The sequence below is a fragment of the Leifsonia sp. Leaf264 genome (assembly GCF_001422325.1).
Taxonomy (GTDB): domain Bacteria; phylum Actinomycetota; class Actinomycetes; order Actinomycetales; family Microbacteriaceae; genus Orlajensenia.
In genome coordinates this window covers 78,425-105,098 of sequence record NZ_LMMR01000008.1, presented here as the reverse complement: position 1 = coordinate 105,098, position 26,674 = coordinate 78,425, and the positions used below count along the sequence as shown (strand labels likewise).

The 26,674-nt window shown below is 65.2% G+C and carries 27 protein-coding genes and 2 tRNA genes; 18 read left to right on the top strand and 11 right to left on the bottom strand.

Annotated features, from left to right (window positions below):
• Window positions 1-125 precede the first annotated feature (125 nt).
• Both ASF30_RS19505 and ASF30_RS19500 read left to right on the top strand, forming a co-directional pair.
• Window positions 126-1,439, top strand: a complete 1,314-nt coding sequence (locus ASF30_RS19505; protein WP_055910751.1) for an aminotransferase-like domain-containing protein — start codon at window positions 126-128, stop codon at window positions 1,437-1,439.
• Window positions 1,440-1,452: 13 nt separating this feature from the next.
• Window positions 1,453-2,424, top strand: a complete 972-nt coding sequence (locus tag ASF30_RS19500; protein ID WP_055910750.1) for a D-alanine--D-alanine ligase family protein — start codon at window positions 1,453-1,455, stop codon at window positions 2,422-2,424.
• A gap of 500 nt (window positions 2,425-2,924) precedes the next feature.
• Here ASF30_RS19500 and ASF30_RS19490 read toward each other — a convergent pair whose 3' ends face one another.
• The 8 genes from ASF30_RS19490 to rpmH all read right to left on the bottom strand — a co-directional run bounded on the left by ASF30_RS19490 (window position 2,925) and on the right by rpmH (window position 8,212).
• On the bottom strand, window positions 2,925-3,872 hold the full coding sequence (locus tag ASF30_RS19490; RefSeq protein ID WP_055910746.1) for a ParB/RepB/Spo0J family partition protein: 948 nt from the start codon (window positions 3,870-3,872) through the stop codon (window positions 2,925-2,927).
• Window positions 3,872-4,804, bottom strand: coding sequence for a ParA family protein (locus ASF30_RS19485; protein WP_055911060.1), 933 nt, complete (start codon window positions 4,802-4,804; stop codon window positions 3,872-3,874). The genes ASF30_RS19490 and ASF30_RS19485 overlap by 1 nt, the downstream gene beginning before the upstream one ends.
• A 410-nt stretch (window positions 4,805-5,214) precedes the next feature.
• On the bottom strand, window positions 5,215-5,853 hold the full coding sequence (rsmG, locus tag ASF30_RS19480; protein ID WP_055910744.1) for a 16S rRNA (guanine(527)-N(7))-methyltransferase RsmG: 639 nt from the start codon (window positions 5,851-5,853) through the stop codon (window positions 5,215-5,217).
• 40 nt (window positions 5,854-5,893) lie between these two features.
• A complete protein-coding gene (locus tag ASF30_RS19475) occupies window positions 5,894-6,394 on the bottom strand; it encodes a Jag family protein (protein WP_055910742.1) in 501 nt (166 codons plus the stop codon).
• A 26-nt stretch (window positions 6,395-6,420) separates the two neighbouring features.
• Window positions 6,421-7,404, bottom strand: a complete 984-nt coding sequence (yidC, locus tag ASF30_RS19470) for a membrane protein insertase YidC (protein WP_055910740.1) — start codon at window positions 7,402-7,404, stop codon at window positions 6,421-6,423.
• Between the two features lie 8 nt (window positions 7,405-7,412).
• The gene (gene yidD / locus ASF30_RS22390; protein WP_082468138.1) at window positions 7,413-7,724 is read right to left on the bottom strand and encodes a membrane protein insertion efficiency factor YidD; all 312 of its coding nucleotides are present in this window, start codon (window positions 7,722-7,724) and stop codon (window positions 7,413-7,415) included.
• The gene (gene rnpA / locus ASF30_RS19465; RefSeq protein WP_055910738.1) at window positions 7,721-8,056 is read right to left on the bottom strand and encodes a ribonuclease P protein component; all 336 of its coding nucleotides are present in this window, start codon (window positions 8,054-8,056) and stop codon (window positions 7,721-7,723) included. Before rnpA ends, yidD begins: the two co-directional genes overlap by 4 nt.
• A gap of 18 nt (window positions 8,057-8,074) precedes the next feature.
• Entirely contained in the window at window positions 8,075-8,212 is a 138-nt protein-coding gene (rpmH, locus tag ASF30_RS19460) for a 50S ribosomal protein L34 (RefSeq protein WP_055823896.1), read from the bottom strand.
• 387 nt (window positions 8,213-8,599) lie between these two features.
• Here rpmH and dnaA point away from each other — a divergent pair, with 387 nt between their 5' ends.
• From dnaA to ASF30_RS19405, 11 genes are all read left to right on the top strand, one after another.
• A complete protein-coding gene (gene dnaA / locus ASF30_RS19455; protein WP_055910736.1) occupies window positions 8,600-10,018 on the top strand; it encodes a chromosomal replication initiator protein DnaA in 1,419 nt (472 codons plus the stop codon).
• A gap of 483 nt (window positions 10,019-10,501) precedes the next feature.
• Entirely contained in the window at window positions 10,502-11,650 is a 1,149-nt protein-coding gene (gene dnaN, locus ASF30_RS19450; protein ID WP_055910734.1) for a DNA polymerase III subunit beta, read from the top strand.
• Window positions 11,651-11,678: 28 nt separating this feature from the next.
• Complete coding sequence (gnd, locus tag ASF30_RS19445) at window positions 11,679-12,566, top strand: phosphogluconate dehydrogenase (NAD(+)-dependent, decarboxylating) (RefSeq protein ID WP_055910732.1); 888 nt, start codon at window positions 11,679-11,681, stop codon at window positions 12,564-12,566.
• Between the two features lie 277 nt (window positions 12,567-12,843).
• Window positions 12,844-14,022 carry a DNA replication/repair protein RecF gene (gene recF, locus ASF30_RS19440; RefSeq protein ID WP_055910730.1) on the top strand — a complete coding sequence of 393 codons (1,179 nt, stop codon included), beginning with the start codon at window positions 12,844-12,846 and terminating at the stop codon, window positions 14,020-14,022.
• Window positions 14,015-14,581 (top strand): DUF721 domain-containing protein, encoded by a 567-nt coding sequence (locus ASF30_RS19435; protein ID WP_082468136.1) that lies wholly within the window; start codon window positions 14,015-14,017, stop codon window positions 14,579-14,581. The genes recF and ASF30_RS19435 overlap by 8 nt, the downstream gene beginning before the upstream one ends.
• 122 nt (window positions 14,582-14,703) lie before the next feature.
• Window positions 14,704-16,683, top strand: coding sequence for a DNA topoisomerase (ATP-hydrolyzing) subunit B (gene gyrB, locus ASF30_RS19430; protein ID WP_055910728.1), 1,980 nt, complete (start codon window positions 14,704-14,706; stop codon window positions 16,681-16,683).
• A gap of 64 nt (window positions 16,684-16,747) precedes the next feature.
• The gene (gene gyrA, locus ASF30_RS19425; RefSeq protein ID WP_055910726.1) at window positions 16,748-19,357 is read left to right on the top strand and encodes a DNA gyrase subunit A; all 2,610 of its coding nucleotides are present in this window, start codon (window positions 16,748-16,750) and stop codon (window positions 19,355-19,357) included.
• Window positions 19,350-19,754 (top strand): DUF3566 domain-containing protein, encoded by a 405-nt coding sequence (locus tag ASF30_RS19420; protein WP_055910725.1) that lies wholly within the window; start codon window positions 19,350-19,352, stop codon window positions 19,752-19,754. Before gyrA ends, ASF30_RS19420 begins: the two co-directional genes overlap by 8 nt.
• A gap of 75 nt (window positions 19,755-19,829) precedes the next feature.
• Window positions 19,830-19,903 (top strand) — tRNA-Ile (locus ASF30_RS19415).
• 48 nt (window positions 19,904-19,951) lie between these two features.
• Window positions 19,952-20,024, top strand: a tRNA-Ala gene (locus ASF30_RS19410).
• A 163-nt stretch (window positions 20,025-20,187) separates the two neighbouring features.
• Window positions 20,188-20,640 carry an NUDIX hydrolase gene (locus ASF30_RS19405; RefSeq protein WP_235480406.1) on the top strand — a complete coding sequence of 151 codons (453 nt, stop codon included), beginning with the start codon at window positions 20,188-20,190 and terminating at the stop codon, window positions 20,638-20,640.
• 49 nt (window positions 20,641-20,689) lie between these two features.
• Here the strand turns inward: ASF30_RS19405 and ASF30_RS19400 are convergent, their stop codons facing one another.
• Window positions 20,690-21,220: a hypothetical protein gene (locus ASF30_RS19400; protein WP_055910723.1), complete on the bottom strand. Its 531-nt coding sequence runs from the start codon at window positions 21,218-21,220 to the stop codon at window positions 20,690-20,692.
• A 136-nt stretch (window positions 21,221-21,356) separates the two neighbouring features.
• Between ASF30_RS19400 and ASF30_RS19395 the strand changes: the two genes are divergently transcribed.
• The gene (locus tag ASF30_RS19395) at window positions 21,357-21,896 is read left to right on the top strand and encodes a peptidylprolyl isomerase (protein ID WP_055910721.1); all 540 of its coding nucleotides are present in this window, start codon (window positions 21,357-21,359) and stop codon (window positions 21,894-21,896) included.
• A gap of 6 nt (window positions 21,897-21,902) precedes the next feature.
• Window positions 21,903-22,748 carry a rhomboid family intramembrane serine protease gene (locus ASF30_RS19390; protein WP_055910719.1) on the top strand — a complete coding sequence of 282 codons (846 nt, stop codon included), beginning with the start codon at window positions 21,903-21,905 and terminating at the stop codon, window positions 22,746-22,748.
• A gap of 225 nt (window positions 22,749-22,973) precedes the next feature.
• On the opposite strand, the gene ASF30_RS19385 is transcribed toward ASF30_RS19390, so the two are convergent.
• Window positions 22,974-23,216 carry a cell division protein CrgA gene (locus ASF30_RS19385; protein ID WP_055910717.1) on the bottom strand — a complete coding sequence of 81 codons (243 nt, stop codon included), beginning with the start codon at window positions 23,214-23,216 and terminating at the stop codon, window positions 22,974-22,976.
• A gap of 45 nt (window positions 23,217-23,261) precedes the next feature.
• On the opposite strand from ASF30_RS19385, the gene ASF30_RS19380 reads away from it, so the two are divergent.
• Genes ASF30_RS19380 through ASF30_RS19375 form a run of 3 tightly spaced genes read left to right on the top strand, consistent with a single transcriptional unit; the run spans window position 23,262 to window position 24,878 of the window.
• Window positions 23,262-24,086, top strand: a complete 825-nt coding sequence (locus tag ASF30_RS19380) for a class E sortase (protein WP_055910715.1) — start codon at window positions 23,262-23,264, stop codon at window positions 24,084-24,086.
• Window position 24,087: 1 nt separating this feature from the next.
• The gene (locus tag ASF30_RS23040) at window positions 24,088-24,246 is read left to right on the top strand and encodes a DUF4175 domain-containing protein (RefSeq protein ID WP_162240780.1); all 159 of its coding nucleotides are present in this window, start codon (window positions 24,088-24,090) and stop codon (window positions 24,244-24,246) included.
• On the top strand, window positions 24,243-24,878 hold the full coding sequence (locus ASF30_RS19375; RefSeq protein WP_055910713.1) for an anthranilate synthase component II: 636 nt from the start codon (window positions 24,243-24,245) through the stop codon (window positions 24,876-24,878). The genes ASF30_RS23040 and ASF30_RS19375 overlap by 4 nt, the downstream gene beginning before the upstream one ends.
• Window positions 24,879-24,931: 53 nt before the next feature.
• Here the strand turns inward: ASF30_RS19375 and pknB are convergent, their stop codons facing one another.
• Window positions 24,932-26,629: a Stk1 family PASTA domain-containing Ser/Thr kinase gene (gene pknB / locus ASF30_RS19370; protein WP_082468134.1), complete on the bottom strand. Its 1,698-nt coding sequence runs from the start codon at window positions 26,627-26,629 to the stop codon at window positions 24,932-24,934.
• Window positions 26,630-26,674 lie beyond the last annotated feature (45 nt).

Below are 26,674 nucleotides of genomic sequence, written 5' to 3'. Positions count from 1 at the left end.
GAGACCCGCCCGGCACACGCCGGGCGGGTCTTTCGTTTGACCGGCGGCGCACGCAGTGCGCGACACACGTCACGGCCGATCGGCGGCGGCGAATAGCATGGAACCCTCACAGAACGGATCACCCAGTGAACGACAGAGCGCAGTCCGGCAACAACCTCGACCCGTGGTTCAACCACTACGCCGAGCGAGCCGCCGGTCTGCGCGCCAGTGAGGTGCGCGCCCTGTTCGCCGTGGCCTCACGCCCCGAAGTCGTCTCCCTCGCTGGCGGGATGCCGTTCGTCTCCGCTCTTCCGCGCGACCTGATCCAGGGCGCCATGGACGAGGTCATGCGCACAGAAGGCCCGGTCGCGCTGCAATACGGCTCCGGTCAGGGCGTGCCGAAGCTGCGGGAGCAGATACTCGAGGTGATGGCCCTCGAGGGCATCCGGGCGCACGCCGACGACGTGGTGGTCACCACGGGCTCGCAGCACGCGCTCGAACTGGTCAGCAAGCTGTTCCTCGATCCCGGCGACGTCGTGATCTCGGAAGGGCCGAGCTACGTCACGGCGATGGTGATCTTCCGGTCCTACCAGGCCGACATCGACCACGTTCCCATGGACGAGCACGGGCTCATTCCTGAGGCTCTCCGCCAGCACATCGCGCGGCTCAAGGCTGCGGGTCGGACCATCAAGTTCCTCTATACCATTCCGTCGTTCCACAACCCGGCCGGCGTCACACTCAGCTGGGAGCGTCGGGTCGAGATCCTGCAGATCGCGCGGGAGAACGACATCCTCGTTCTCGAGGACAACCCGTACGGACTGCTCTACTTCGATCAGCCCGCCCCCGATGCCATGCGCTCGGTCGAAGAGGACGGCGTGATCTACCTCGGCACCTTCTCGAAGACGCTCGCGCCCGGCTTCCGCACCGGCTGGGCCCTGGCACCGCACGCCATCCGCGAGAAGCTCGTGCTCGCCAACGAGGCTGCGGTTCTCTCGCCGAGCTCCTTCAGCCAGCTCGTGATCTCCAAGTACCTGGAGACCGCGGACTGGAAGGGACAGATCGACACCTTCCGTGGCGTCTACAAGGAACGCAAGGAGACGATGATCTCGGCGCTGGGGGAGTACCTGCCCGAGCTCACCTGGACGGACCCGACCGGGGGCTTCTACGTCTGGGTGACTCTGCCGGAGCCGCTCGATTCCAAGGCGATGCTTCCACGCGCCGTCAAGGAACTGGTCGCGTACACCCCGGGTACGGCCTTCTACGGTGACGGCGGCGGGCAACAGAACATCCGGTTGTCGTTCTGCTATCCGACTCCTGATCAGATTCGACTCGGCATCCGTCGTCTCTCGAATGTCCTGCGCGGTGAGCTCGAGCTCCTCGACACCTTCGCCGGCACGGGCAGCCTCGCCTCGGCTCGCTCCAGCAACCGCTTCAGCCTTCCGCCGACCGACCTCAACTGACGAACGGACCCTCATGAACACCAACACGCCGTCGGAGAGTTCCGCGTCAGCCCTCGACATCGTCGTCCTTGCCGGAGGGATCTCACACGAGCGCGACGTGTCGCTGCGCAGTGGGCGGCGTATCGCCGACGCCCTAACCTCAGCCGGACACACGGTTCGTCTCGTCGATCCCGACGCCTCACTGTTCTCCCGCCTGGCGCAGCACCGACCCGATGTGATCTGGCCGGCCCTGCACGGCACGACGGGGGAGGACGGAGCACTCCTCTCCCTTCTCGAGACCACGGGCATCCCATTCATCGGCGCCCGGGGCGATGATGCCTCGTTGGCATGGCTCAAGCCGGTGGCGAAGGCTCTCATCCGCCGCGCCGGCTACGCGACGCCGGACTCGATCACGCTCGGTCGAGAGACCTTCCGCGACCTCGGTGCCGCTGACGTCCTGGAGCGGGTGGCAGCAGCCCTGACCTTCCCGGTCGTGGTGAAGCCGTCGCAAGGGGGGTCGGCCCAAGGGGTCTCGATCGTTCAGGAGCCCTCGGAACTCCCGCGTGCCATGGTCGAGGCGTACAGCTACTCCGACACCGCCCTGGTCGAACGTCACGTCACCGGCACGGAGGTCGCCGTCGCCGTCGTAGACGATGGCAACGGTGCCCACGCTCTTCCGGCGGTCGAGATCGAGCCCCTCAGTGGCGTCTACAGCTTCGATGCCCGCTACAACGCCGGGGAGACGTTGTTCTACAGTCCCGCTCGACTCACCGATGAGGTGGCGCGACGGGTCTCGGACACCGCGGTGGCCATCCACGATCTCCTGCACTTGCGCCAACTCTCACGCATCGACCTCATCGTCGACGCAGAAGGAACCCCCTGGTTCCTGGAGGCGAATGTGCTGCCTGGCATGACTGAGACCTCACTCGTGCCCCAGGCGATCGAGGCAGCCGGACTCACCCTGCCTGGCTTGTACTCCGCCCTCGCCATCCAGGCGGCGCGCTGACCCGTCTGCGCCGACGGGTCGGCCATGTTCGGTGTCCGAACGCCGATGTTTCACGTGAAACAGCTCTGCATCGCGGTTGCCTGCACTCGCCCATACGGTGACGGGGGAGTGCTGCGGCCCCTGCCCCACCAGAAGCGGCACCGCGGGCTCCTCTGGGAACCCACCCTCACGTGTTGGGTGGAGGAGGGGGTGTTTCACGTGAAACGTCCCCGATCCCGGCCTCACTTCTGGATCGCGTCGGCTACGGGCGAGGAGTTGGCGGCGTAGTCACACTCACCTGGCGCTACCGCGCTTCCAGCCGACCGAACCGGAGAGTTTCACGTGAAACCCTGAGGCACTCGCATTCCTGTCGGTGGCCGGAGACAAGCGGCGCTTGGGCTGACCCCTCGCAGCTCGCCGACATGCCCCGGCCTCCCGGAATCCTGCGAGCGCCTCTCTGAGGCCAGACGCAGAGAACGCCCCGTTTCACGTGAAACGGGGCGTTCTCTGGATGGATCGACTCAACCGGGGAAGTTGTTCTCGCCCATCTCCTCGAGGATGCGGTTGAGGTCCTGGATCGTCGCGAAGTCGATGGTGATCTGGCCTTTCCGGGCGCTCAGCGAGATCTTCACCCGGGTGTTGAGCCTGTCGCCCAGCCTCCCGGCGATCTCATCGAGATGTCCGTGGTGCTTTCCGGCGTTCGGGCGGGTCTTCGCGATCTTCGGCGTAGCGCCGGCAGCCGCCTCGGCAGCACGCACCGAGAGGTCCTCGTTTACGATCTTGTCCGCAAGCACCTGCATAGCCTCCCCGTCACCGACGGACAGGATCGCGCGGGCGTGACCAGCAGTCAGGACTCCGGCTGCAACCCGCAGCTGCACGGGCTCCGGAAGCTTCAGAAGGCGGAGAGTATTGGAGATCTGCGGACGAGAGCGCCCGATCCGTCCGGCCAACTCTTCCTGGGTGATGCCGAAGTCGGCCAGGAGCTGCTGGTAGGCGGAAGCCTCCTCCAACGGGTTCAGGTTCGACCGGTGCAGGTTCTCGAGCAACGCATCGCGAAGCATGTCCTCGTTGGCCGTGTCCTTGATGACCGCAGGAATGGTCTCGAGGCCGACTTCCTTGGTGGCACGCAGGCGTCGCTCACCCATGACGAGTTCGTACTTGCCCGGGAGATCGTTATGCGGGCGAACCACGATGGGCTGGAGGACACCGAACTCTCGCACACTGTGCACCAGTTCGGCCAGGTCTTCGGCAACGAAGACGGATCGCGGCTGGTGTGCGTTCGGAACTATGTCCGCGGGGTTCAGCTGGGCGAGTCGTGCGCCTGGAACGGCGAGAAGCTCGTCGTTCTGCTCCTCCGGCTCGACGGGACCTCCGGGAAAGAACACGTCGACTGGACGGCTCGTACGCTCCTCGTCTCCGGTGGGGATCAGGGCGCCGATGCCTCGGCCGAGTCCTGTGCGCTTCGCCATTACCTGCGTGCTCCTTCGATGATGGGGGCGCCCCGACGGGCGATCTCGGCCGCAGCCTCGAGATAGGACAGGGAACCGGAGGATCCCGGGTCGTAGCCGATCACGCTCTGGCCGTAACTCGGTGCCTCGGAGACTCGCACCGATCGGGGAATGATCGTTCCGAGAACCTGCTGGGGGAAATGGTCACGCACGTCCTGCGCCACCTGGTTCGCGAGATTGGTTCTCGAGTCGTACATGGTGAGCAGGATCGTGGACACATTGAGTTCAGGATTCAGGTGCTTCTCGATCAACTCGATGTTCTTCAGAAGCTGGCTCAGCCCCTCCAAGGCGTAGTACTCGCACTGAATGGGAATGAGCACCTCGTTGGCCGCCACGAACGCGTTGATCGTCAGAAGTCCGAGTGATGGCGGGCAATCGATGAAGACGTAGTCATACGGTTCCGCCATCTGCTTGAGATGCAGGTCGAGAGCCCGCCGCAACCGCTGCTCCCTGGCCACGAGGGATACCAGTTCGATCTCAGCACCGGCGAGATGAATCGTCGCCGGAACGCAGGACAGGTCACCCGCCTCCGGACTCGCCTGAATGACGTCTCCCAGGGGGACATCACCGATGATCACGTCGTACACGCTCGGGGTGTCGGAACGGTGCTCGACACCGAGGGCCGTCGACGCATTGCCCTGCGGATCGAGATCGATGACCAGCACCTTCGCACCCGACAACGCCAACGCCGCGGCGAGATTCACTGTCGTCGTCGTCTTACCGACGCCGCCCTTCTGATTCGAGATCGTGAAGATCCGAGTGTGGTCGGGGAGGGGGAGGGGGGCCGACGCCAGCGCCTGGCGCCGGCGGGTCTGGTCGGCAACCTCCCGGGCGAGCGGAGTCTCCGACTCGTTCGATGCCGACGATGGGGAGGGGGTCGCAGTTGTCGCGATGTCGGATTGTTTCACGTGAAACGTGGCCTCTTCCGGCTCGGGAACGGTCGGGAGGTCGTCAGCAGGAGGCTCTGAGGGCGATTCCAGCGTCGATCCGCCGGTCGGAGCCGCCGCGTCAGCGCTTAGGATGGCTCCCACAGCACCGTCCTGGGTCGAATCCGCCCCCGAATCGGCTTCTTCAGGCGCCGTGGACTGCGTGTCATCGACGGAAGCTGCTACCGATCGATCGTCGTCGTCCTTGCGGTGGAACCATCCGCGACGGGTCTCGTTCGGCATCTGCAGAAAACTCCTACTTCGCAACTCGATGAATACGCGTCTCATCCGGCGATCGTGCCGAATCCGCGGAACACGACGCTCGAAAAACGTCGAATCTGTGGAGGACCTCCGCCCTCGAACAGCAGGGGAGAGGACTAGTCCACTGTAGCCCGAACGACCCGCGTCACCTCGTCCAGCACACCCTCGCCGAGCATGACGATCTCGACATCGAGCAGGTGGTACTTACGGATCACCTTGGCTGCGGCCTCGATCTCCCGCTCGGCGTTGGCGCCCTTCATGAGGACGAGTTCTCCACCGGTCTTCACCAGGGGAGCCGCCAGGGGGATGAGAGTCCGCAGGGCGCTGACGGCGCGCGCGGTGACCTGGTCGAGGAGAGGTGAGAGCTTGGCCTCTTCGGCCCGTGCGCGCACGACCTCGACGTTCGTCAGGCCCAGTTCGTCGACCTGGCTCTGAAGCCAGGCCACGCGACGTTCCATGGGCTCGATGAGAATGAAGTCGACATCCGGCCGGGCGATGGCGAGCACCAGACCCGGAAGGCCCGCTCCGCTGCCGATGTCTCCGACTCTGCCCGGGCGCAGCAGCGGAGCCATGATCGCGCTGTTCAGAACGTGACGGGTCCACAGGCGGGGGAGTTCGAGAGGGCCGATGAGCCCCAACTCCTCGCCGAAGCGAGCGAGGTTCGCGGTGAAGGCGCGGGCCACGTCGATCTGCGCCCCGAAGAGCGACTCGGCGACGGTGGGCTCGGCCTCCACAGTCACGGCTTCCTCAGCCATGCGTGCCTCGTTTCACGTGAAACATCGCCGGACGCGCTGGTCAGGAGGCTGGGGTGATGACGGTGTGGCGGTCCGAACCCTCGCCGCGCGACTCCGAGACATAGCCGCGCTCGGCCACGACATCATGAACGAGCTTGCGCTCGTACGACGACATCGGAGGGAGGGCTGCCTCGGCAGCGCCGCCCTCGATGCGCTCGATGGCGCGGCCGACCAGAGCGGAGAGCTCGGCCTGGCGCGCATCACGCGATCCGCCGATGTCGAGGATGAGGCGGGAGAAGGCGCCGGTCTTGGCCTGAACGGCCAAGCGGGTGAGCTCCTGCAGGGCGTTGACGACGTCGGCCTTGGCCAGGACGCGCAGGTTGGCGCCGTCCTCAGCGTTCACGGACAGATAGGCGCGCCCGTTGCGAGCATCGATGTCGATGTCGCCGTCGATGTCGCAGATGTCCAGGAACTCCTCGATGTAGTCCGCTGCGACATCGCCTTCCTGCTCCAACTGCTCACGCGTGGGGGAGTGGGTGGTGGCGTTCTGAACGTCCGTCATAGTTCTGCTCTCTTGAATTCCGTGGGTCAGCCGGCGGCGTCGCCGGGCTTGGCCTGCTTCTTGGCCCGGTCCTTGCTCATCGGCTGCTGGCGCTGGGTCGTTTTCTTCGGCTCATCGATGGTGATGATGTCGCCGTCCTTGGCCTCGAGCTTGCCCTTGCGAGCCAGACGAGCCTCACGGGCCTTGGCCGCTTCACTGCCGGGAGTCGGCATGCTGCGGATCACGATGAACTGCTGAACCATGGTCCAGATGTTCGAGGTGAGCCAGTAGAACATCACGCCGAGCGGGAAGGCCACGCCCGAGAAGGCGAACACGAGCGGGAGAAGGTAGAGGAGGACGCGCTGCTGACGGAACATCGGGCTCGCCTTGGTCTCAGGCGACATGTTCTTCGACACGATCTGCAGCTGCGTGAAGAACTGCGATGCCGTCATGAGGACGACCATGATTCCGGCGATCCACATGACCGCGGCGACATAGGGCTCGCCGGCGGTCATCAGCGTCCACTGCGACGCGAACGAGTCGTGGAGGGGGGCGATACCGAAGAGCTTCGCCGATCCGAACTGCTCGGCCAGGGTCTCGTTCAACGGACCGACGCCGGCCTTGGAGTGCTGGGCATCGTTCAGCACCGAGAAGAGCGCGAAGAAGATCGGCATCTGGATGAGCAGCGGCAGGCAGGAGCTCAGCGGGTTCGTGCCCGTCTTCTTGTAGAGCTCCATGGTCTCGCGGGACATGGCCTCACGCGAGAACTGATCCTTCTTGCCCTTGTACTTCTCCTGGATCTTCTTCAGCTGCGGAGCGACCTCGAGCATCCGTCGCTGGTTCTTGATCTGCCGCACGAAGATCGGGATGAGCGCGGCACGCACGACGAGCACGAGGCCCACGATGGAGAGCACCCAGGTGATTCCGGCTGCCGGGTCCATGCCGATGGCCGCCAGGAGCTGGTGCCAGCCCACCAGGAGAAGCTCGACCACCCATTTGAGAGGCCAGAGAATCGTTCCAATAAGGTCCATTGTGAGGGTCAGCCCTTTCCTTGGCTCTCAGCAACTACAAAACCGAACGGGGTCACGCGATAGCGACGGACCTTCTTCAGGGGAACGTCGTCGATCCCGCCCTCGGCCCATGGATGGCATCGCGCGATGCGCCGTGCACCCAGTCCCGATCCGATCACGAGGCCATGCTCCTGTATCGCCTGCAGGGTGTACGCCGAGCAGGACGGGTAATAGCGGCAGACATCGCCGTACAAGGGTGAGATGACCGCGCGATATCCGCGCAGCAGCACGACGGCCGCGTTACGGGGCGCCAGAACGGCGGCAGTCACAGCGGTATTCACATCACGCCCTTGGTCACGGCCCGAACAACCTCAGCCCGCAGGGTAACCCACGAAGCATCGAAAGCCCCGGGCAGGGCACGGATGACGACATCCGTGCCCGGAGCCATGGAGCCGACCATCTCGAAACTCGCCGCCTTCAGCCTCCGCCGCACCGTATTGCGGCGAACGGCAGAACCGACGTTCTTGGCGACGATGAATCCGAAGCGCACCTGGGTGCTCTCCGGATTCGGCCGCACATAAGCGACAGTGTGTGCTCCGACGAACCGCCGACCACGGCGCACGGTGACTCTGTAGTCGCCGGCGCTCGTCACGCGGTTGGCTCGAGCGAGCACGTCTGTCGCTCAGACGCTTTAAGCGGAGAGCTCGGTGCGGCCCTTGCGACGACGCGCGGCGAGGATGGAGCGACCCGCACGGGTGCGCATACGCAGGCGAAAACCGTGAACCTTCGCGCGGCGGCGGTTGTTCGGCTGGAACGTTCTCTTGCTCATGGGGTGATCTCCACAGTCTTGGTTCTCCACGCACCGTAGGAATCGGCGGGAAGGCAGGGGGGAGCCCGAGGGCTCGTCGTCAACTGATTAAAACTAGGCCCTGCCCGACGTTCGGTCAAACCGGGGCGGGGCCAAACCTGAAATTCTCCACACACTCGGAGGTTTCTCTGCGCACCGACACGCCGCGACTTGGCGGGGATTTGATCCCCTCCGGTGCCCCCAGTAGCGTGATGAACCAAGTTATCCCCAGCTTTGGGTGCATCAAACCTGAGAAATCGCCTGTATTCCACACAGGAGGTGGATAACTTTGTGAATACTTTGCCGACCGGGCAAGCTCAGCGTCGAGGCATTTCCTTCCGGTGGCATGTCGAATGGATGCGAGTGGGTATGGCTGAGGCCGAACGACCGATCGAAGAGGTCTGGCAGGACGTCCTTGCACGACTGGGGAACGACCAGAGCGTCACTCCCATGCTGTACGGGTTCCTCGGTCTCGTGGAGCCGAAGGGCATCGCCGCCGGCACCTTCTACCTCGAGGTTCCGAACGACTTCACCGCGAGCATGCTGAACCAGCGGATGCGCGTGGCCCTCCTGGCCGCTCTCGGTGCCCTGCCGACGGAGGTCACGAACTTCTACGTCGTCGTGAACCCCGAGCTCGAGCAGGAGAACTTCCGCCCCGACATCGCCGCGCCGGTGGATCAGCCGAACGAGGTCGAGACACCCGCGACTCCGCAGTCCGTGTTCGAGAACACCCAGCCGGAACGTTCCAGCGACACCCGCCTCAACCAGAAGTACAGTTTCGACAACTTCGTCATCGGCCAGTCGAATCGCTTCGCCCACGCCGCGGCTGTGGCCGTGGCCGAGGCCCCGGCGAAGGCGTACAACCCGCTCTTCATCTATGGGGAATCAGGACTGGGCAAGACCCACCTCCTGCACGCCATCGGTCATTATGCGATGAGCCTGTATCCCGGCATCCGGGTCAGGTATGTGAGCTCCGAGGAGTTCACCAACGACTTCATCAACTCGATCGCGAACAACCGCGGTTCCGTCTTCCAGGCGCGCTACCGCAACATCGACATCCTGTTGATCGACGACATCCAGTTCCTGCAGGGCAAGGCGGAGACGCAGGAGGCGTTCTTCCACACCTTCAACACGCTGCACGACCACAACAAGCAGGTGGTCATCACCTCCGACCTGCCGCCGAAGCATCTGACCGGCTTCGAAGACCGCATGAGGAGCCGCTTCGAGTGGGGCCTCATCACCGACGTGCAGGCCCCCGACCTCGAGACCCGCATCGCGATCCTCCGCAAGAAAGCCCAGAACGACAAGCTCCAGGTTCCGGACGACATCCTCGAGTTCATCGCGACAAAGGTGTCGTCGAACATCCGCGAACTCGAGGGCACGCTCATCCGTGTCACGGCGTTCGCCAGTCTCAACCGGACGCCCGTCGACATGGCCCTGGTGCAGACCGTATTGAAGGACCTCATCACGCTCGATGAGGACAACGTCATCGCACCGGTCGACATCATCACCCACACGGCCGACTACTTCAAGCTGACCGTCGACGACCTCTACGGGTCGAGCCGATCGCAGGCCGTCGCCACGGCGCGACAGATCGCCATGTACCTCTGCCGTGAACTGACGAACCTCTCACTGCCCAAGATCGGGCAGCTGTTCGGCAACCGCGACCACACGACGGTCATGTACGCGAACAAGAAGATCAGCGAGCTCATGAAGGAGCGGCGCTCGATCTACAACCAGGTGACCGAGCTCACCAACCGCATCAAGCAGACGCACCGCTACAAGTAGCCCTGCTCGGCAGCCCACCTGCTCTGACCCGTGCGGCCGGCCGGGTTCCTTCAGCGCGCCTCCAGGACCGCCCGACACGCCCACCTGTGGAATACGCCCGCCGAAATATGCCGCTACTCACACATTGTGCATAACCTGTGGAAACTTAACGAGTAACTGCCCGATTAATGTTGACTACTTCCCGATCACTGTGAAACTCGCCCGTCATCACTGGGATCGAGCCCCGGGCCATCCCATTAACGCCAACAGGCCGCCAACAACTCACACGCCTGTAGTTCCCAGACAAACAGCGGGATCGCCGAAGTTATCCACAGTTTCCACACTTGTTAACACCGTTAAACACAATTCTTTAAACACTCCAGCTCGACAACTTTTGCCGCCGGATGCCGAATGACGAATCGTGCACGCCGAAGCGCACTCCACCCCTGACACCCACGGGCTAGCATGGGCAGCACTACACGTACGTACGACAGGAGTGGCTCAGTGAAGTTCCAAGCCAATCGGGATGTCTTCAGCGAAGCAGTGTCCTTCGCGGTCAAGCTCCTCCCGCAGCGGACGACCCTGCCCATCCTCAGCGGGGTGCTCATCGAAGCCACCGCCACCGGACTCGTCCTGTCGTCCTTCGACTACGAGGTGTCAGCCCGCACCGAGATCAGTGCCGATGTCGAGGAGACCGGAACGATCCTGGTCTCCGGCCGACTCCTGGCCGAGATCGCCAGCCGGCTGCCCAACGCCCCGGTGCGCTTCAGCACCGAGGATTCCCGCATCCTCGTGAGCTGCGGTTCGGCCTCGTTCACCCTGCTCTCGATGCCCGTCGAGGAATACCCGAGCATCCCGCAGATCAGTTCCGAAACCGGTATCGTGCCGGCCGAGGAATTCGCATCCGCCGTCGCCCAGGTCGCCGTCGCGGCCTCGCGCGACGATGTCACCCCGGTGATCACCGGCGTGCAGCTCGAGGTCACCGAGAACAGCCTCGGACTCGTGGCGACAGACCGTTACAGGGTCGCCGTCCGTGAGATCGACTGGGACGGCGGATCCACGGGCACTGCCGAGACCATCACAGCGCTCGTACCGGCCCGCACGCTCCAGGAGGTCGGAAAGACCTTCGGCCACAGCGGCACGATCTCGGTGTCCATCACCAGCAAGGACGAGCGCGAGCTCATCGCCTTCACCGCCGACAAGAAGACCGTCACGAGCCTGCTCATCAAGGGCAACTTCCCGCCCGTGCGCCGGTTGTTCCCCGACACGGTCGAGAACTACGCGGTGATGAACACGGCCGATCTCATCGAGGCCACGCGCCGTGTCTCGCTCGTGCTCGAGCGCGAGGCGGCCCTGCGGTACTCCTTCACACCCGACGGCGTGACCCTCGAAGCCATCGGTTCCGAGCAGGCTCAGGCATCCGAGACCATCGATGCCGTTCTCACCGGCGGCGAGACAGTCGTATCGTTGAAGCCGCAGTTCCTCCTCGATGGACTGGGAGCCGTGCACTCGGAGTTCGTGCGCATCTCCTTCACCAAGACTGAGAACCCCAACAAGCCGGGACCCGTGCTCATCACGAGCCAGACATCCCGTGACCAGGCCGGCGCTGACAGCTACCGTTACCTGCTGCAGCCCAACCTGCTTCTGCGCTGACATCTCGCACACAACAGAAAGCACTCCCATGCACATCGGGCTCATCGGCCTCGGCAGAATGGGCGGCAACATGCGCGCCCGCCTTCGCGAACACGACATCGAAGTGACCGGCTTCGACCAGAATCCGGCAGTGACGGATGCGGCATCAGTTGCCGATCTCGTCGCAGCGCTCCCCGCTCCGCGCATCGTCTGGGTCATGGTTCCCGCCGGTGCCATCACGGACTCGGTCATCACCGAGCTCGGTGAGCACCTCGAGGCGGGCGACCTCATCATCGAGGGCGGCAACTCCAGGTTCACCGAGGACCTGCGCCACGCCGAGGAGCTCTCGGCGAAGGGCATCGAGTACATCGATGCCGGCGTCTCAGGCGGAATCTGGGGCCACGAGAACGGTTACGGCCTCATGGTCGGCGGAAAGACCGAGCAGGTCGAGCGCGCGATGCCGATCTTCGACGCGTTGCGTCCCGAAGGTCCTCGCGACGAGGGCTTCGTGCACGCCGGCGAAATCGGCGCCGGCCACTACGCCAAGATGGTGCACAACGGCATCGAGTACGCCCTCATGCAGGCCTATGCCGAGGGCTACGAACTCCTCGACAAGCGCGAGGACATCATCAAGGACGTTCCCGGAACGTTCAAGGCCTGGCAGCGCGGAACCGTCGTGCGGTCCTGGTTGCTCGAGCTCCTCGTCCGCGCCCTCGAGCAGGACCCCGAGTTCGAGAAGATCGCGGGCTACGTCGAGGATTCCGGCGAAGGCCGATGGACCATCGAAGAGGCTCTCGCGAGTGCAGTTCCGGTTCCGACCATCAGCGCGTCGATCTTCGCCCGCTTCGTGTCGCGCCAGGACCAGTCGCCGGCCATGAAGGCCGTCGCGGCCCTCCGCCAGCAGTTCGGTGGGCATGGCGTGAAGGATGCCGGCTAGCCACTTCTCGTCGTCGAAATGAAGGCTCCGTCTGCTGCGGTGGACGGGGCCTTCATTTCTTGGAGGTCTTGGCGGCGGGTGGGGTCGCCGGGGGAGGCGATCCGATATGTCTCGCCCAAAGATGCCCGCCGAACCCCAGACATATCGGACCGCCTCCCCCGGCTCGTTTCGGGAGGCTGAGACGGGTGGGGTCGGACTGAGGTTCGGGACGGGGCGAGATCAGCGGCCGTAAAATCAGCAGCGCAGCAGTGTCAGAGACGGACGAGAGGATGAGCCCATGCGGATCGCCCACCTCTCGTTGACGGACTACCGCAACTACGAGAGGGCCGAGGTCGCCTTCGAAGCGGGGCCGACGCTCATCGTCGGCCGCAACGGCCAGGGCAAGACGAATCTCGTCGAGGCCATCGGGTACCTGGCGACTCTGTCGTCGCATCGGGTCTCGAGCGACCAGCCGCTGATCCGAGCCGGCCAGGATGCGGCGATCATCCGGGCACGGCTGCAGAGCTCAGACCGCGAGCTGCTCGCCGAGCTGCAGATCAATCGGGTCGGGGCCAATCGAGCCCAGCTGAATCGCGGAGTGGTCAAGCCGCGGGAGCTGGTGCGGTACTGCCACAGCGTGCTGTTCGCTCCTGAAGACATCGCACTCGTGCGCGGAGAGCCGTCTGGACGTCGCCGATTCCTCGATGAACTGCTGGTGCAGCGGATTCCGCGCCTGGCCGGCGTCATGTCGGACTACGAGCGGGTGGTGCGCCAGCGCAACACCCTACTGAAGTCGGCGCGGGCCAGTGGGCTGCGCGACGCGAAGCTGAGCACCCTCGACATCTGGGACGAGCGACTCGTCGTTCTCGGATCCGAGATCATCGCCGAACGCCTGAACCTCATCGACCGGTTACAGGATCCACTGCGGGAGGCGTACCAGTCCGTCGCCGGCGACGATCAGGTTCCGCGCCTGGTTCCGGCGCTCTCGATCGACGGATCCGGAGCGGGGGAGGAGGGCGAGTCGACGGTGGATGCAGTTCCCGCCGCCGACGGTGCACCCCGCGCGGCATCCGTCACCGAGATCGCCACTCGCTTCCGGGACATGCTGGCGCGACTGCGCGGTCGCGAGCTCGATCGCGCCATCACGCTCGTCGGCCCGCACCGCGACGACATCGTGTTGATGCTGAACGCCCTGCCGGCCAAGGGCTATGCGAGTCATGGGGAGTCGTGGTCGTATGCGCTGGCACTCAAGTTGGCATCGGCGGAACTGCTGCGGCACGACTTCGCGAGCGGTGATCCGGTGCTCATCCTCGACGACGTCTTCGCCGAGCTCGACCAGGCCCGGCGTCGTCGCCTCGCCGACGCTGTGACGGGCTACGAGCAGGTGCTCATCACCGCGGCGGTGCTGGACGACGTTCCCGAGGCGTTGGCCGGAACCGTGGTTCGCATCCGTGCAGGGGAGGTCGTCGATGCCTGAGATTCCGGGCGATGTTTCACGTGGAACAACGGATGCCGCGGGGCAGGCCGATCTCACGCAGACCGCGGACCTCGCCGACACCGAGTCGAGTCGCTTCTATCTGCGACTGAAGGGCGTCTTCACCGAATCGGGCTCACGTCCGCGCCTCACCCGCAAGCGTTACAAGACGAAAGAGGACGGGGGAAGCCAACCGTTCGGACCCGGACGCGACCCGAAGGGCCTCGGGTCGGCCCTCGATGCCCTCACCGCGCAGCTCGGTTGGCAGTCCCCGCTCGCCCAGTCGTCGTTGATGGAGTCGTGGGCGGAGATCGCCGGCGCCGAGACCGCGAAGCACTCCACCCCCGCCGGAATCGAGGACGGCCGGCTGACCGTGCAGTGCGAGTCGACGGCATGGGCGACGCAGTTGAGACTCATGCGGGTGGCGATCATGACCTCGATCGCGCAGCGCTATCCGGATGCCGGCATCACCTCGGTGCGCTTTCTGGGGCCGGACGCTCCTTCATGGAAAAAGGGTCCCAGATCAATTCCAGGGCGTGGTCCACGCGATACCTACGGCTAGGCCGTCAAATTCGGTCGGACTCGCTCGAAAAGTCCCTCAGATCGGCTGTCGTGGCCGCAGTCGTGACCCCCGTTTGGTAGGATGAGGGGTCGCTTGAACGACGGTCAGGAGCCCAATTTCATATGACAGCGGAACCGAAGGATACGTCTCCCGAGCACGCATACGGTGCGGATGAGATCCAAGTCCTCGAAGGACTTGAAGCCGTTCGCAAACGACCGGGAATGTACATCGGTTCCACCGGTCCTCGTGGTCTGCACCACCTGGTCTACGAGATCGTGGACAACTCGGTGGACGAGGCTCTCGCGGGCCACGCCGATCTCATCGACGTGACGATCCTCCCCGACGGTGGCGTCCGCGTCATCGACAACGGCCGCGGCATCCCCGTCGACCTGAACAAGGCGCAGGGTCGTTCGACCGTCGAGGTGGTGCTCACTGTGCTGCACGCCGGCGGAAAGTTCGGCGGTGGCGGCTACGCGGTGTCCGGTGGCCTGCACGGCGTCGGCTCCTCCGTGGTCAACGCACTCTCGACGAAGCTCGACGTCGCCGTCAGCCGTCAGGGTCACGTGTGGCGCCAGAGTTACAGCATCGGAGTCCCGGATGCTCCTCTCTCGATGGATGAGGAATCCGACGCGACCGGTACCACGATCACGTTCTGGCCCAGCGAGGAGATCTTCGAGACCGTCGAGTTCGACTACGAGACCCTGCGCGCCCGTTTCCAGCAGATGGCGTTCCTCAACAAGGGACTCACCATCAAACTCACGGACGAGCGCGAGATCTCCCGCGACGCCGAGGGTGTCCAGCGCAACGACACCTTCCTCTACGAGAACGGCCTCAAGGACTACGTCGAGTACCTCAACCACTCGAAGCGTGCCGACCTCGTCCACGAGGAGATCATCTCCTTCGAGCAGGAGGACACCGAGCGCCACATAGCGCTCGAGGTCGCGATGCAGTGGACCACCGCCTACAACGAGTCGGTGCACACCTACGCGAACACGATCAACACGCACGAGGGCGGTACCCATGAAGAGGGATTCCGCGCCGCGCTCACGACCCTGATCAACAAGTACGCCCGCGAGAAGGGCATCCTCAAGGAGAAGGACGACAACCTCTCCGGTGACGATGTTCGCGAAGGCCTCACGGCCGTCATCTCGGTGAAGCTCTCCGAGCCGCAGTTCGAGGGCCAGACCAAGACCAAGCTCGGCAACACCGAGGCGAAGTCGTTCGTCCAGCGCGTCGCCGGCGATCAGCTCGGCGACTGGTTCGACCGCAACCCCACGCAGGCTCGAGACATCATCCGCAAGGCACTCCAAGCGGCCACGGCCAGACTCGCTGCTCGCAAGGCTCGCGAGGCGACTCGTCGCAAGGGCCTGCTCGAATCGAGCGGCATGCCCGGCAAGCTCAAGGACTGCCAGTCGAAGGATCCGTCGCTCTCCGAAATCTTCATCGTCGAGGGCGACTCGGCCGGCGGCTCGGCCGTGCAGGGCCGCAACCCCATGACCCAGGCCATCCTGCCGCTGCGCGGCAAGATCCTCAACGTGGAGAAGGCACGCCTCGACCGCGCCCTCGGCAACGCCGAGATCCAGGCCATGATCACCGCCTTCGGAGCCGGCATCGGCGAGGAGTTCGTTCCCGAGAAGGCCCGGTACCACAAGATCGTCCTGATGGCCGATGCCGACGTCGACGGCCAGCACATCTCCACATTGCTGCTCACCCTGCTGTTCCGCTACATGCGTCCGCTCATCGACCTGGGCTACGTCTACCTGGCGCAGCCGCCGCTGTACAGGCTGAAGTGGACGAACGCGCCGCACGAGTACGTGTACTCCGACCGGGAACGCGACGCCCTCCTCGTCGACGGCGCGGCAGCAGGCAAGCGCATCCCGAAGGAGAACGGCATCCAGCGCTACAAGGGTCTGGGTGAGATGGACTACTCGGAGCTGTGGGAGACCACGATGAACCCCGAGACCCGCACCCTGTTGCAGGTGACCCTCGACGATGCGGCCGCGGCCGACGAGATCTTCTCCACCCTCATGGGCGAAGACGTCGAGAGCCGACGCAACTTCATCCAGACGAATGCCAAGGACGTCAGGTTCCTGGACATCTGATTCGGTCGATTTCCGCGACGGCTCCTGCGTCGCGCCCTTCGACCAGCGGACTTGAGAAAGAAGAATGATGGCAGACGCGACACCGACCGAACCGACAGAAGACGGTCCCGGCGTGCACGGCAGGATCGACCAGGTCGACCTGCGGCTCGAGATGCAGCGGTCGTACCTCGACTACGCGATGAGCGTCATCGTCGGGCGTGCCCTCCCCGACGTGCGTGACGGTCTCAAGCCCGTTCACCGTCGTGTGATCTACGCGATGTACGACGGCGGATACCGCCCTGACCGGGCATTCTCCAAGTGCTCGCGCGTGGTCGGCGACGTGATGGGTCAGTTCCACCCGCACGGCGACTCCTCCATCTACGACGCCCTCGTGCGACTCGTGCAGCCGTGGAGCCTGCGTTACCCCCTGGCTCTCGGCCAGGGCAACTTCGGTTCGCCGGGCAATGACGGCGCTGCCGCCCCGCGATACACCGAGACCAAGATGGCCCCGCTCGCCCTCGAGATGGTCCGCGACATCGACGAGAACACCGTCGACTTCCAGGACAACTACGACGGCCGCACGCAGGAGCCGGCTGTGCTCCCGTCGCGCTTCCCGAACCTTCTGGTCAACGGATCCGTCGGCATCGCCGTCGGCATGGCGACGAACATCCCGCCGCACAACCTCCGGGAAGTGGCATCCGGCGCCCAGTGGTACCTCGACAACCCCGAGGCGTCGCGCGAGGAACTGCACGAGGCGTTGCTGCAGCGCATCAAGGGTCCGGACTTCCCGACCGGAGCCCAGATCCTCGGCGTCAAGGGCATTCAGGACGCGTACCGCACCGGTCGCGGATCGATCACCATGCGCGCCGTCGTCAGCGTGGAGGAGCTCCAGGGTCGCACCTGCCTCGTCGTCACCGAGCTGCCGTACCAGGTGAACCCCGACAACCTGGCGATCAAGATCGCCGACCTCGTCAAGGACGGCAAGCTCTCGGGCATCGCCGACATCCGCGACGAGACCTCGGGCCGCACGGGCCAGCGACTGGTGATCGTGCTGAAGCGCGACGCCGTCGCCAAGGTCGTGCTGAACAACCTCTACAAGCACACGCAGCTGCAGGAGAACTTCGGCGCGAACATGCTCGCGATCGTCGACGGCGTTCCGCGCACTCTGGCCATCGACGGCTTCATCAGCGCCTGGGTCGACCACCAGATCGAAGTGATCGTCCGCCGCACCCAGTTCCGACTCGACAAGGCCGAGGCCGACGCCCACATCCTGCGCGGTCTCGCCAAGGCCCTCGACGCCCTCGACGAGGTCATCGCCCTCATCCGTCGTTCGCCCAATGCCGATGAGGCCCGCACCGGCCTCATGGAGCTGCTCACGATCGACAAGCTGCAGGCCGACGCCATCCTCGCGATGCAGTTGCGTCGCCTGGCAGCCCTGGAACGCCAGAAGATCCTCGACGACCTCGCGAAGATCGAGCTCGCCATCGCCGACCTCAAGGAGATCCTCGCCACCCCGGAGCGCCAGCGCACGATCGTGCGGGACGAGCTCGCCGAGATCACCGACAAGTACGGCGACGACCGCCGCACCGAGATCATGTACGGCTACGGCGGAGACATGACCGTCGAGGACCTCATCCCCGAGGAGGAGATGGTCGTCACCATCACCCGCGGCGGATACGTCAAGCGCACCCGCAGCGACAACTACCGCAACCAGCACCGCGGTGGCAAGGGAGTGAAGGGAGCAGCGCTCCGCGGCGAGGACGTCGTCGAGCACTTCTTCGTCACGACCACTCACCACTGGCTGTTGTTCTTCACGAACATGGGTCGCGTCTACCGGGCGAAGGCCTACGAGATCCAGGAGGGCGGCCGCGACGCCAAGGGACAGCACGTCGCCAACCTGCTCGAGCTGCAGCCCGACGAGCAGATCGCCCAGGTTCTCGACATCCGCGACTACTCCGTCGCCCAGTACCTGGCGCTCGCAACCCGCGACGGCCTGGTCAAGAAGACCGCCCTCGAGGAGTACGACACCAACCGGTCGCGCGGTGTGATCGCCGTGAAGCTGCGCGAGGGCGACGAACTCGTCTCCGCCATGCTCGTCGACCAGGGCGACGAGATCCTCCTGGTCTCGCGCAAGGGCATGTCGCTCAAGTTCGCAGCGACCGACTCGGCGCTGCGCCCGATGGGCCGCAGCACCTCCGGCGTGAAGGGCATGGACTTCAGGTCCGGCGACCAACTGCTGAGCGCATCGGTCGTTCCGGCGGCTCCGGTCGCCGAGGACGCGGGCGGAGTCGAGGGGACGGATGCCGATGCCTCCGGCCTCGCCTCGGTGTTCGTCGTGACCGAGGGTGGCTACGCCAAGCGCACCTCGGTCGACCAGTACCGGGTGCAGAACCGTGGCGGCCTCGGCATCAAGGTGGCGAAGCTGAGCGAAGACCGTGGAGATCTGGTGGGTTCCCTCATCGTCGCCGACCAGGACGAGGTGCTCGTGGTTCTCGCCAGTGGCAAGGTGATACGCTCTGACGTCGCCGAGGTGAACCGCACCGGACGCGACTCCATGGGCGTGATCTTCGCGAAATTCGCGGATTCCGACCGGATCATCGCTATAGCGAAGAACTCCGAACGCGGGTTGACGGGTGCTGAAGAGCAGCCCGACACCGACGGCGAATCGGGAAAGGAAGAAACCGTAGATGAGTAGCGTCGCTGAGAAGCTCGCCAAGAAGACGCCGCGCCGCGCGACGTCGAAGCAGGTCAGACTCCGTCTGGTGTACGTCGACTTCTGGTCGGCTGTGAAGCTGTCCTTCCTCGTGGCGATCTGCCTCGCGATCGTGACGATCGTGGGCACCTTCCTCGTCTACACGGTGGTGAGCCAGACCGGCATCTTCGATGCGGCCAACAAGCTGTTCAAGGATGTGGCCGGCGGTTCCAACGACCTGAAGGCGATCCTGTCGCTCGGACAGGTCATGGGCTTCGCCGTCGTCGTCTCCCTGCTCAACCTCGTCGTGACCACCGCGCTCGGCGCCATCACGGCCCTGCTCTACAACCTCAGCGTGAAGGTCACCGGCGGCGTCCTGGTCGGTTTCACGAACAACTAGCAGGCCGCACGATGGCGAGATCGACTCGATTTCTCCAATCGGAAAGCGTCAGGTAGTCTTCTATCTGGCCATTTCGGGGATATAGCTCAGGCGGTTAGAGCGCTTCGCTGATAACGAAGAGGTCCGAGGTTCAAGTCCTCGTATCCCCACAGTGAATTTCACACAGCACGACAATTTCACAGCACGACCCGTTTCACGGGGCCTTAGCTCAGTTGGTAGAGCGCCTGCTTTGCAAGCAGGATGTCGGGAGTTCGATTCTCCCAGGCTCCACACTCTTCTCCACCTGCGGATGCCGCATCCGGCGCTCGGCGTCTAATCGGATTCCCGCTGGATCACCGGCGCTGCCGGCGCCACGGCTCGCCCTTCTCGCTACGCACTGAATCTTCGTCAGGAATCGCGCGGTCGGGGAATGGGCGGCTTGTAGGGTTGCCGCATGGGGATGGACATCCGAGTGGGCGCGTACGGCGTGATCATCCGTGACGGTGCCATCCTGCTCTCGCACTGGAACGAACACGGGCGCAGCGGCTGGACACTCCCCGGTGGCGGAATCGAGAACGGGGAGCACCCGGCCGTCGCTGCGGTCAGGGAGATCCTCGAGGAGACCGGCTACGTCGCCGAACTCGACCGGCTGCTCGGCATCGACACCCATGTCATCCCGGGGCGCAACAGGCCGGGGCCGCTCAATCGTCCTCTGCAGGCGCTTCGCATCGTCTATCGCGCCCACGTCGTCTCGGGGGATCTCACGGACGAGATCGGCGGGAGCACGGATGAGGCACGCTGGGTGCCGCTCGAGGAGGTGAACGCGCTGCACACTGTGGAGCTCGTGCGCGTGGGCCTCACCCTGAACGAGAGCGAGCCGCCGACGGGAACCTACGTGCGGGAATGAGAAGAGCCGCCATCCCGCGGGGATGACGGCTCTCGTCGTGCGCTACGTGTCAGTCGTTGGCTGAGGACTCGGAGCCCGGAAGTGGCTCGTCGGCGATCCAGAGCTCGTCATCGGCGCGGAAGGTCTGCCACACCGCGTAGGCGACGCCGGCAGCAGCGAGCACGCCGGCCGCAGCGGCCAGGTAGACCCCGACGCCGGGGCCCGACTTCACCGGAACGACGACCTTGCCACGGTTCAGGCGGTCGATCGCCGCCTTCACTCGCTTGTCCTTGGCGATGTCGCCGATGGTGAGCACGGTTCCCAGAGCGCTGCCGAACGCGGGCAGGACCGTCTGCTCGATGCTCTTGCCGGTCTCCTGCGCGAACTGGCGCGCACCTTCGACCCGCGGCTGCAGGTACTGCGCGTAGGACGCCTGCACCCGAGGGGTGACCTCCTCGCGCGTCAGGTGGCTGACCTGGCGGCTGGCTTCACGGGCAACGGAGTTGGCGTGATCGAGAACCTCCTGCTGACGGCTCCAGAGCTCTTCGGCACTGGCGCGCAGACGATTCAATTCCTTGCGGCGCTTGCGAGACAAGCCCATGAAAGACCTCCATCGATTCGGGGGCGAACTTCTCCCATCTTGCCACCGATCCTGATGATTCCTACAGGCGAGTTCACAGTTCGTCCCGGGCGAACAGCCTCCGGGGCCGCGGATGCCTCTCTGTAGGATTGTCTCCATGTCCAAGCACACGGCAGTCGCCACCCTCAACACCACTCTCGGACCGATCAAGGTCAACCTCTACGGGAACCACGCCCCGAAGACAGTCCGCAACTTCGTCGGCCTGGCCACCGGTGAGATCGAGTGGACCCACCCCGGAACCGGCAAGAAGAGCACCGACCCGCTCTACAACGGCGTCGTCTTCCACCGCATCATCCCCAACTTCATGATCCAGGGCGGCGACCCGCTCGGTCAGGGAATCGGCGGACCCGGCTACCAGTTCGACGATGAGATCAACCCCGAGCTCGACTTCACCGAGCCCTACGTGCTCGCCATGGCCAATGCCGGCATCCAGGGCGGCCGCGGAACCAACGGTTCGCAGTTCTTCATCACGACCGCGCCCACCACCTGGCTCCAGGGCAAGCACACCATCTTCGGCGCCGTCGAGGACCCCGAGTCGCGCAAGGTCGTCGACCAGCTCGGCGCCGTCGCCACCGATGGTCGCGACCGTCCCCTCCAGGACGTCGTGATCGAGAGCGTCACCGTCGAAGAGGTCTGATCCCTCGTGACTGATCGACCGGATGCCGGTGCCTTCTGCTACCGGCATCCGGATCGGCAGAGCTACATCCTCTGCCAGCGCTGCGGCCGCACCATCTGCCCGGAATGCCAGACGCCCGGCGCCGTCGGTGTGTTCTGCCCGGAGTGCATGAAGGAACAGCGCGCCAACGCGCCGCGCACGAAGCCCGCGATCCTCACCCGTCTGACGGGGCGCGGCAGGCCCGTCGTCACCTACTCGATCATCGGGGTGACGTTCGTCGTCTTCCTCCTGCAGCTCATCCCCGGTCTGAACGTCACGCAGTACCTGCTCTTCCAGCCGGTCTACGTGAGCACGTTCGCGTTCGAACCGTGGCGCATGCTCACGTCGGTGTTCGTGCACTCGACCGGATTCATCTTCCATGTCGCCCTGAACATGTACACCCTGTGGATCTTCGGGCAGCTGCTCGAGAGCCTGCTCGGGCGCGGCAGGTTCTTGGCGCTCTACCTGATCAGCGGGCTCGCCGGATCCGTCGGCGTCGTCTGGCTGGCGCCCCCGCTCACGGCCGTCGTCGGGGCATCCGGAGCGATCTTCGGTCTCATGGGGGCCTTCCTCGTGATCCAACGCCGTCTCGGCGGCAACATGACCCAACTGCTCGTCCTGGTGGGCATCAACCTGGTCATCGGCTTCATCCCCGGTACGAACATCGCCTGGCAGGCGCACGTGGGTGGCCTGGTCGGCGGAGCGCTCATGGGCCTCATCTTCGTCGAGACGCGTAATCCGCGGCAGCGCACCCTGCAGACTGTGCTGATCGTCGCGCTCACGATCGTGCTGCTGGTGCTCAGCCTGCGCTACGTCTTCTTCCCACTGGCCTGATTTCCCGCGTCGCGCCCTTGGTGTGGGCGAATCGCCGGTCTCCTGCGTGCGTAACCGGGCTATCCGGTGACTTTCCCCTTCTCCACAGCTTTGTCCACAGAAGTTATCCACAGGTTTATTAACACTGGGGATAATTACACCGGTGTAATTGACCCCGTGGTGGGCACACGAGAAACCGCCGGCATCCTGGGGATACCGGCGGTTCGAATACGTGGGGGAGGAGCGTCAACGCCACCGGGTGGTCATGAGGAAGCCGATGAAGGCGATGCCGAACCCGACGAGGATGTTCCACGATCCGATGGCGGGGATCGGGAGTGAGGCGTTGCTCACGTAGAAGACGATGATCCACACCAGTCCGAGCAGCATGAAGCCGAACATGACCGGCTTGAACCAGACGGGGTTCGGCGTGTCCGCGTTGGTGGTGGACTCAGCCGCGCGCGCGGGCTTCGGTGACTTGGTGCGTGCCATGCCCGCGATTCTATCGTGATCGGCGAGCCACCTTAGAATCGACACATGGATGACGCCGAGGGCCGCTCCGCCGACGGCGGCAGCGAACAGCAGCCCGCTGCATCCGTTCGCCCTCGTCGCCCCCGCAGTCGGGCCACAGTGCTGAGCGTGTTGGGCGAACTGCTCATCACGGCCGGCGTGGGAGTGCTGCTCTTCATAGCCTGGCAGCTGTGGTGGAACGACTGGATCACCGCGAGCCGTCAGAGCGCTGCGGCGTCATCGCTCAGCCAGGAATGGATCGAGCAGTCGCGGGCGACGCCGGACCCCACGACGACAGCGACGCCGGCGCCGACGGATCCGGGCGATCCCGTTGTGCTCTCCTCCGTGACGGCCGGCCAGCCCTTCGCCGTGCTCTACATCCCGCGCTACGGACCCGCCTACCACCGCACCATCGCCGAGGGCACGGGCATGGACGTGCTGAACAGCACCGAGCTGGGCGTGGGGCACTACCCCGACACGCAGCTGCCCGGCGAGGTCGGCAACTTCGTGGTGGCGGCTCACCGCAGCGCCTACGGCGGCGGCATGCACCTGATCAACGAACTGCAACTCGACGACTCGATCATCGTGCAGACGCAGGACGGCTGGTACACCTACAAGTTCCGGTCGCTGCAGTACGTGCTGGCCCACCAGGTGGAGGTGCTGGCCCCGGTGCCGGGATCGCCCGACGTGCCGGCGACGGATCGCATCATCACCCTGACCAGCTGCAACCCGCTCTACTCGACGGCCGAGCGCATCATCGCCTATGGGGTCTTCGACAGCTGGCAGCCCCTGTCGGCGGGGCCGCCTGCCGAGATCGCGGCGCAGGTCGCCGCCCAGACGAGTGGAGCCTGACATGTACGCAGCCCTCTGGCGTCTTCTCCCCGGACCGATCTGGGTGCGCATCCTCCTCGTGATCGTGCTGATCGTCGCCGTGCTCTTCGCCCTCTCCACGTGGGTCTTCCCGTGGATAGACCAGATCGTCAATCCGCAGAATGTGACGGTGGACCAATGACCCGCGTACTCGTGATCGACAACTACGACAGCTTCGTCTACACGCTCAACGGCTACCTGCGCGAGTTGGGGGCCGAGACCGAGGTCGTGCGCAACGACGACTTCGAGGCGACGGATGCCGCCGCCCGCATCGCCGACTACGACGCCGTGCTGGTCTCTCCGGGGCCGGGTAAGCCCGCCGACGCCGGCGTCTCGATCGCCGTGGTGCGTGCGGCGTACGAGAGCGGCACGCCCCTGCTCGGGGTCTGCCTCGGGCACCAGGCCATCGCCGAGGCCTTCGGTGCCGTCGTCACCAATGCCGAGGAACTCATGCACGGCAAGACGAGCGTCGTCGAGCACGATGAGAGCGTGCTGTTCGACGACGTTCCGCAGCCGTTCACGGCCACGAGGTACCACTCGCTCGCGGTCGTCGACGGCACGGTGCCGGCCGAGCTGATCGTGACGGCGCGTACGCCCGGCGGCGTGATCATGGGACTCCGGCATGCCGATGCGCCGCTCTACGGCGTGCAGTTCCATCCCGAATCCGTGCTCACCGAGGGCGGCTACACGATGCTCGGCAACTGGCTCGAGGACGCGGGGCTCGTGGGCGCTCGCGCTGCGGCCGCCGGGCGCACGCCGCTGGTGCGGTTGTAGCGGACCTCAGTTCGGGCTGAAGGCTCGCTCGGCTCTCGGCCCGCTGGGGAGGATCAGCCGGCGCAGTAGACCAGGTCGACCGTCGAGCCCTGGGGCACCGAGCCCGGAGCGAGCGACTGGCTGGTGATCGGCAGGTTCGGCTCCTGCGGGCAGGAGTCGTCGGGCTTGGGGTTCGGCGTGAGCTGCAGCATCGATCCCTGCAGGATCTCGGTGGCGGCCTCCAGCGACTGAGTCGTCAGGTCGGGGAGGGTCACCAGGCCGCTCGACACCACGAAGTCGACAGTCGAGCCGTCGTCGACGGCGGTGCCCGCGGCGGGCTTGGTGCTGAGCACGACGTCGGCCGCGATCGTGGGGGAGTTCTCCTTGGTCACGGCGCCGGGGGTGAGGCCGGCATCCGTCACGGCCTTCTGGGCATCGGCGATCGCCTTGTTCGTGACGTCGGGAACATCGACCTGTTCCTTGCCCGTCGAGACGTAGACCTTGATGAAGGTGCCCGGGGCGACGGTCTCGCCGGCCGGCGGGTCCGTCTCGATGACCATGCCCTTCTCCACAGTGGCGCTCGCCTCTTCCAGGGGCGTCGTCGAGAGGTCGAGATCGGCCAGTTGGGCCGTGGCCTCCTCGAGGGTGAGCCCGGTCAGGGTCGGCACTTCGCGCGACGATGACGGCAGCTCGTTCGACGGCGCCAGGTTGAAGACCCAGAACACCACGGCGGCGACGATCACGATGATGCTCAGGATGCCGGCCCAGACCCAGACGGCCGGAGGACGGCGCTGGGTGCGCACCATCCGCTCGTCGTCGGCGAGCTGCTTGAAGGCGAGCTCGGTGCCGGTCTGCACGGGCGGCGGCGTGCCGAAGAGCGTGGCACCGGCGTCATCGGAGACCTTGTGGATGGGGAGCTTGCCGGATGCCGCGATCTCGAGGTCGGCCTTGAATTCGGCGGCGGTCTGGTAGCGGTCGAAGCGATCCTTGGCCAGGGCCTTGGCCACGACCATGTCGAGGGCGGGCGACACCTTGGGGTTGATGTGGCTCGGCTTGGCCGCTGTCTCGCTGACGTGCTGGTAGGCGACGGCGACCGGGGTGTCGCCACGGAACGGCGGCCTGCCCGTGAGCAGCTCGAACAACACGACGCCGGCGGAGTACAGGTCGGTGCGGGCGTCGACGAGCTCACCCTTGGCCTGCTCCGGCGAGAAGTAGGAGGCCGTGCCCAGGATGGCCGTGGTCTGGGCGACGGTCGTCGAGGAGTCGGAGATCGCCCGGGCGATGCCGAAGTCCATGACCTTCACCTGACCGGACTTCGTGATCATGATGTTGCCGGGCTTGATGTCGCGATGCACGACGCCGGCACGGTGCGAGTACTCGAGTGCGGTCAGAACGCCGTCGAGGATGCGCACGGCCTCCTTCGACTCGAGCGCGCCGCCCTTGATGACGTCCTTCAGGAGGCGCCCGTCGACGAACTCCATGATGATGTACGGCTGCTGGGTCTCGTGCCCTGCTGCATCCTGAACTGTCTCCTCGCCCGCGTCGAAGACACGGACGATGGTGGGATGCGCCATGCGCGCGGCCGCCTGGGCCTCCTGGCGGAAGCGGGTGCGGAAGGCCGGATCGAGGGCGAGGGTGGCCTTCAGTAGCTTGATCGCCACGGTGCGGCCGAGTCGCGAATCCGTTCCGATGTGCACCTCGGACATGCCGCCGCGACCGATGAGTTCGCCGACGCGGTAACGGCCTGCGAGCAGGCGGCCGTCGTCAGTCAATGCGAACTCCTTCGGTGGTCGGTGCGGGACTCGTCAGTGTATCGG

Bases quoted from the DNA above. Each gene is read 5' to 3' on its own strand.
- ASF30_RS19385 (WP_055910717.1), bottom strand. From the start codon at position 23,216: ATGGCACGCACCAAGTCACCGAAGCCCGCGCGCGCGGCTGAGTCCACC.
- gyrA (WP_055910726.1), top strand. From the start codon at position 16,748: ATGATGGCAGACGCGACACCGACCGAACCGACAGAAGACGGTCCCGGC.
- recF (WP_055910730.1), top strand. From the start codon at position 12,844: ATGCGGATCGCCCACCTCTCGTTGACGGACTACCGCAACTACGAGAGG.
- ASF30_RS19405 (WP_235480406.1), top strand. From the start codon at position 20,188: ATGGGGATGGACATCCGAGTGGGCGCGTACGGCGTGATCATCCGTGAC.
- gyrB (WP_055910728.1), top strand. From the start codon at position 14,704: ATGACAGCGGAACCGAAGGATACGTCTCCCGAGCACGCATACGGTGCG.
- ASF30_RS19435 (WP_082468136.1), top strand. From the start codon at position 14,015: ATGCCTGAGATTCCGGGCGATGTTTCACGTGGAACAACGGATGCCGCG.
- dnaA (WP_055910736.1), top strand. From the start codon at position 8,600: ATGGCTGAGGCCGAACGACCGATCGAAGAGGTCTGGCAGGACGTCCTT.
- ASF30_RS19395 (WP_055910721.1), top strand. From the start codon at position 21,357: ATGTCCAAGCACACGGCAGTCGCCACCCTCAACACCACTCTCGGACCG.
- ASF30_RS19500 (WP_055910750.1), top strand. From the start codon at position 1,453: ATGAACACCAACACGCCGTCGGAGAGTTCCGCGTCAGCCCTCGACATC.
- yidC (WP_055910740.1), bottom strand. From the start codon at position 7,404: ATGGACCTTATTGGAACGATTCTCTGGCCTCTCAAATGGGTGGTCGAG.
- rpmH (WP_055823896.1), bottom strand. From the start codon at position 8,212: ATGAGCAAGAGAACGTTCCAGCCGAACAACCGCCGCCGCGCGAAGGTT.
- ASF30_RS19490 (WP_055910746.1), bottom strand. From the start codon at position 3,872: ATGGCGAAGCGCACAGGACTCGGCCGAGGCATCGGCGCCCTGATCCCC.
- ASF30_RS23040 (WP_162240780.1), top strand. From the start codon at position 24,088: ATGTACGCAGCCCTCTGGCGTCTTCTCCCCGGACCGATCTGGGTGCGC.
- rsmG (WP_055910744.1), bottom strand. From the start codon at position 5,853: ATGGCTGAGGAAGCCGTGACTGTGGAGGCCGAGCCCACCGTCGCCGAG.
- ASF30_RS19400 (WP_055910723.1), bottom strand. From the start codon at position 21,220: ATGGGCTTGTCTCGCAAGCGCCGCAAGGAATTGAATCGTCTGCGCGCC.
- ASF30_RS19375 (WP_055910713.1), top strand. From the start codon at position 24,243: ATGACCCGCGTACTCGTGATCGACAACTACGACAGCTTCGTCTACACG.
- ASF30_RS19475 (WP_055910742.1), bottom strand. From the start codon at position 6,394: ATGACGGACGTTCAGAACGCCACCACCCACTCCCCCACGCGTGAGCAG.
- ASF30_RS19380 (WP_055910715.1), top strand. From the start codon at position 23,262: ATGGATGACGCCGAGGGCCGCTCCGCCGACGGCGGCAGCGAACAGCAG.
- ASF30_RS19420 (WP_055910725.1), top strand. From the start codon at position 19,350: ATGAGTAGCGTCGCTGAGAAGCTCGCCAAGAAGACGCCGCGCCGCGCG.
- gnd (WP_055910732.1), top strand. From the start codon at position 11,679: ATGCACATCGGGCTCATCGGCCTCGGCAGAATGGGCGGCAACATGCGC.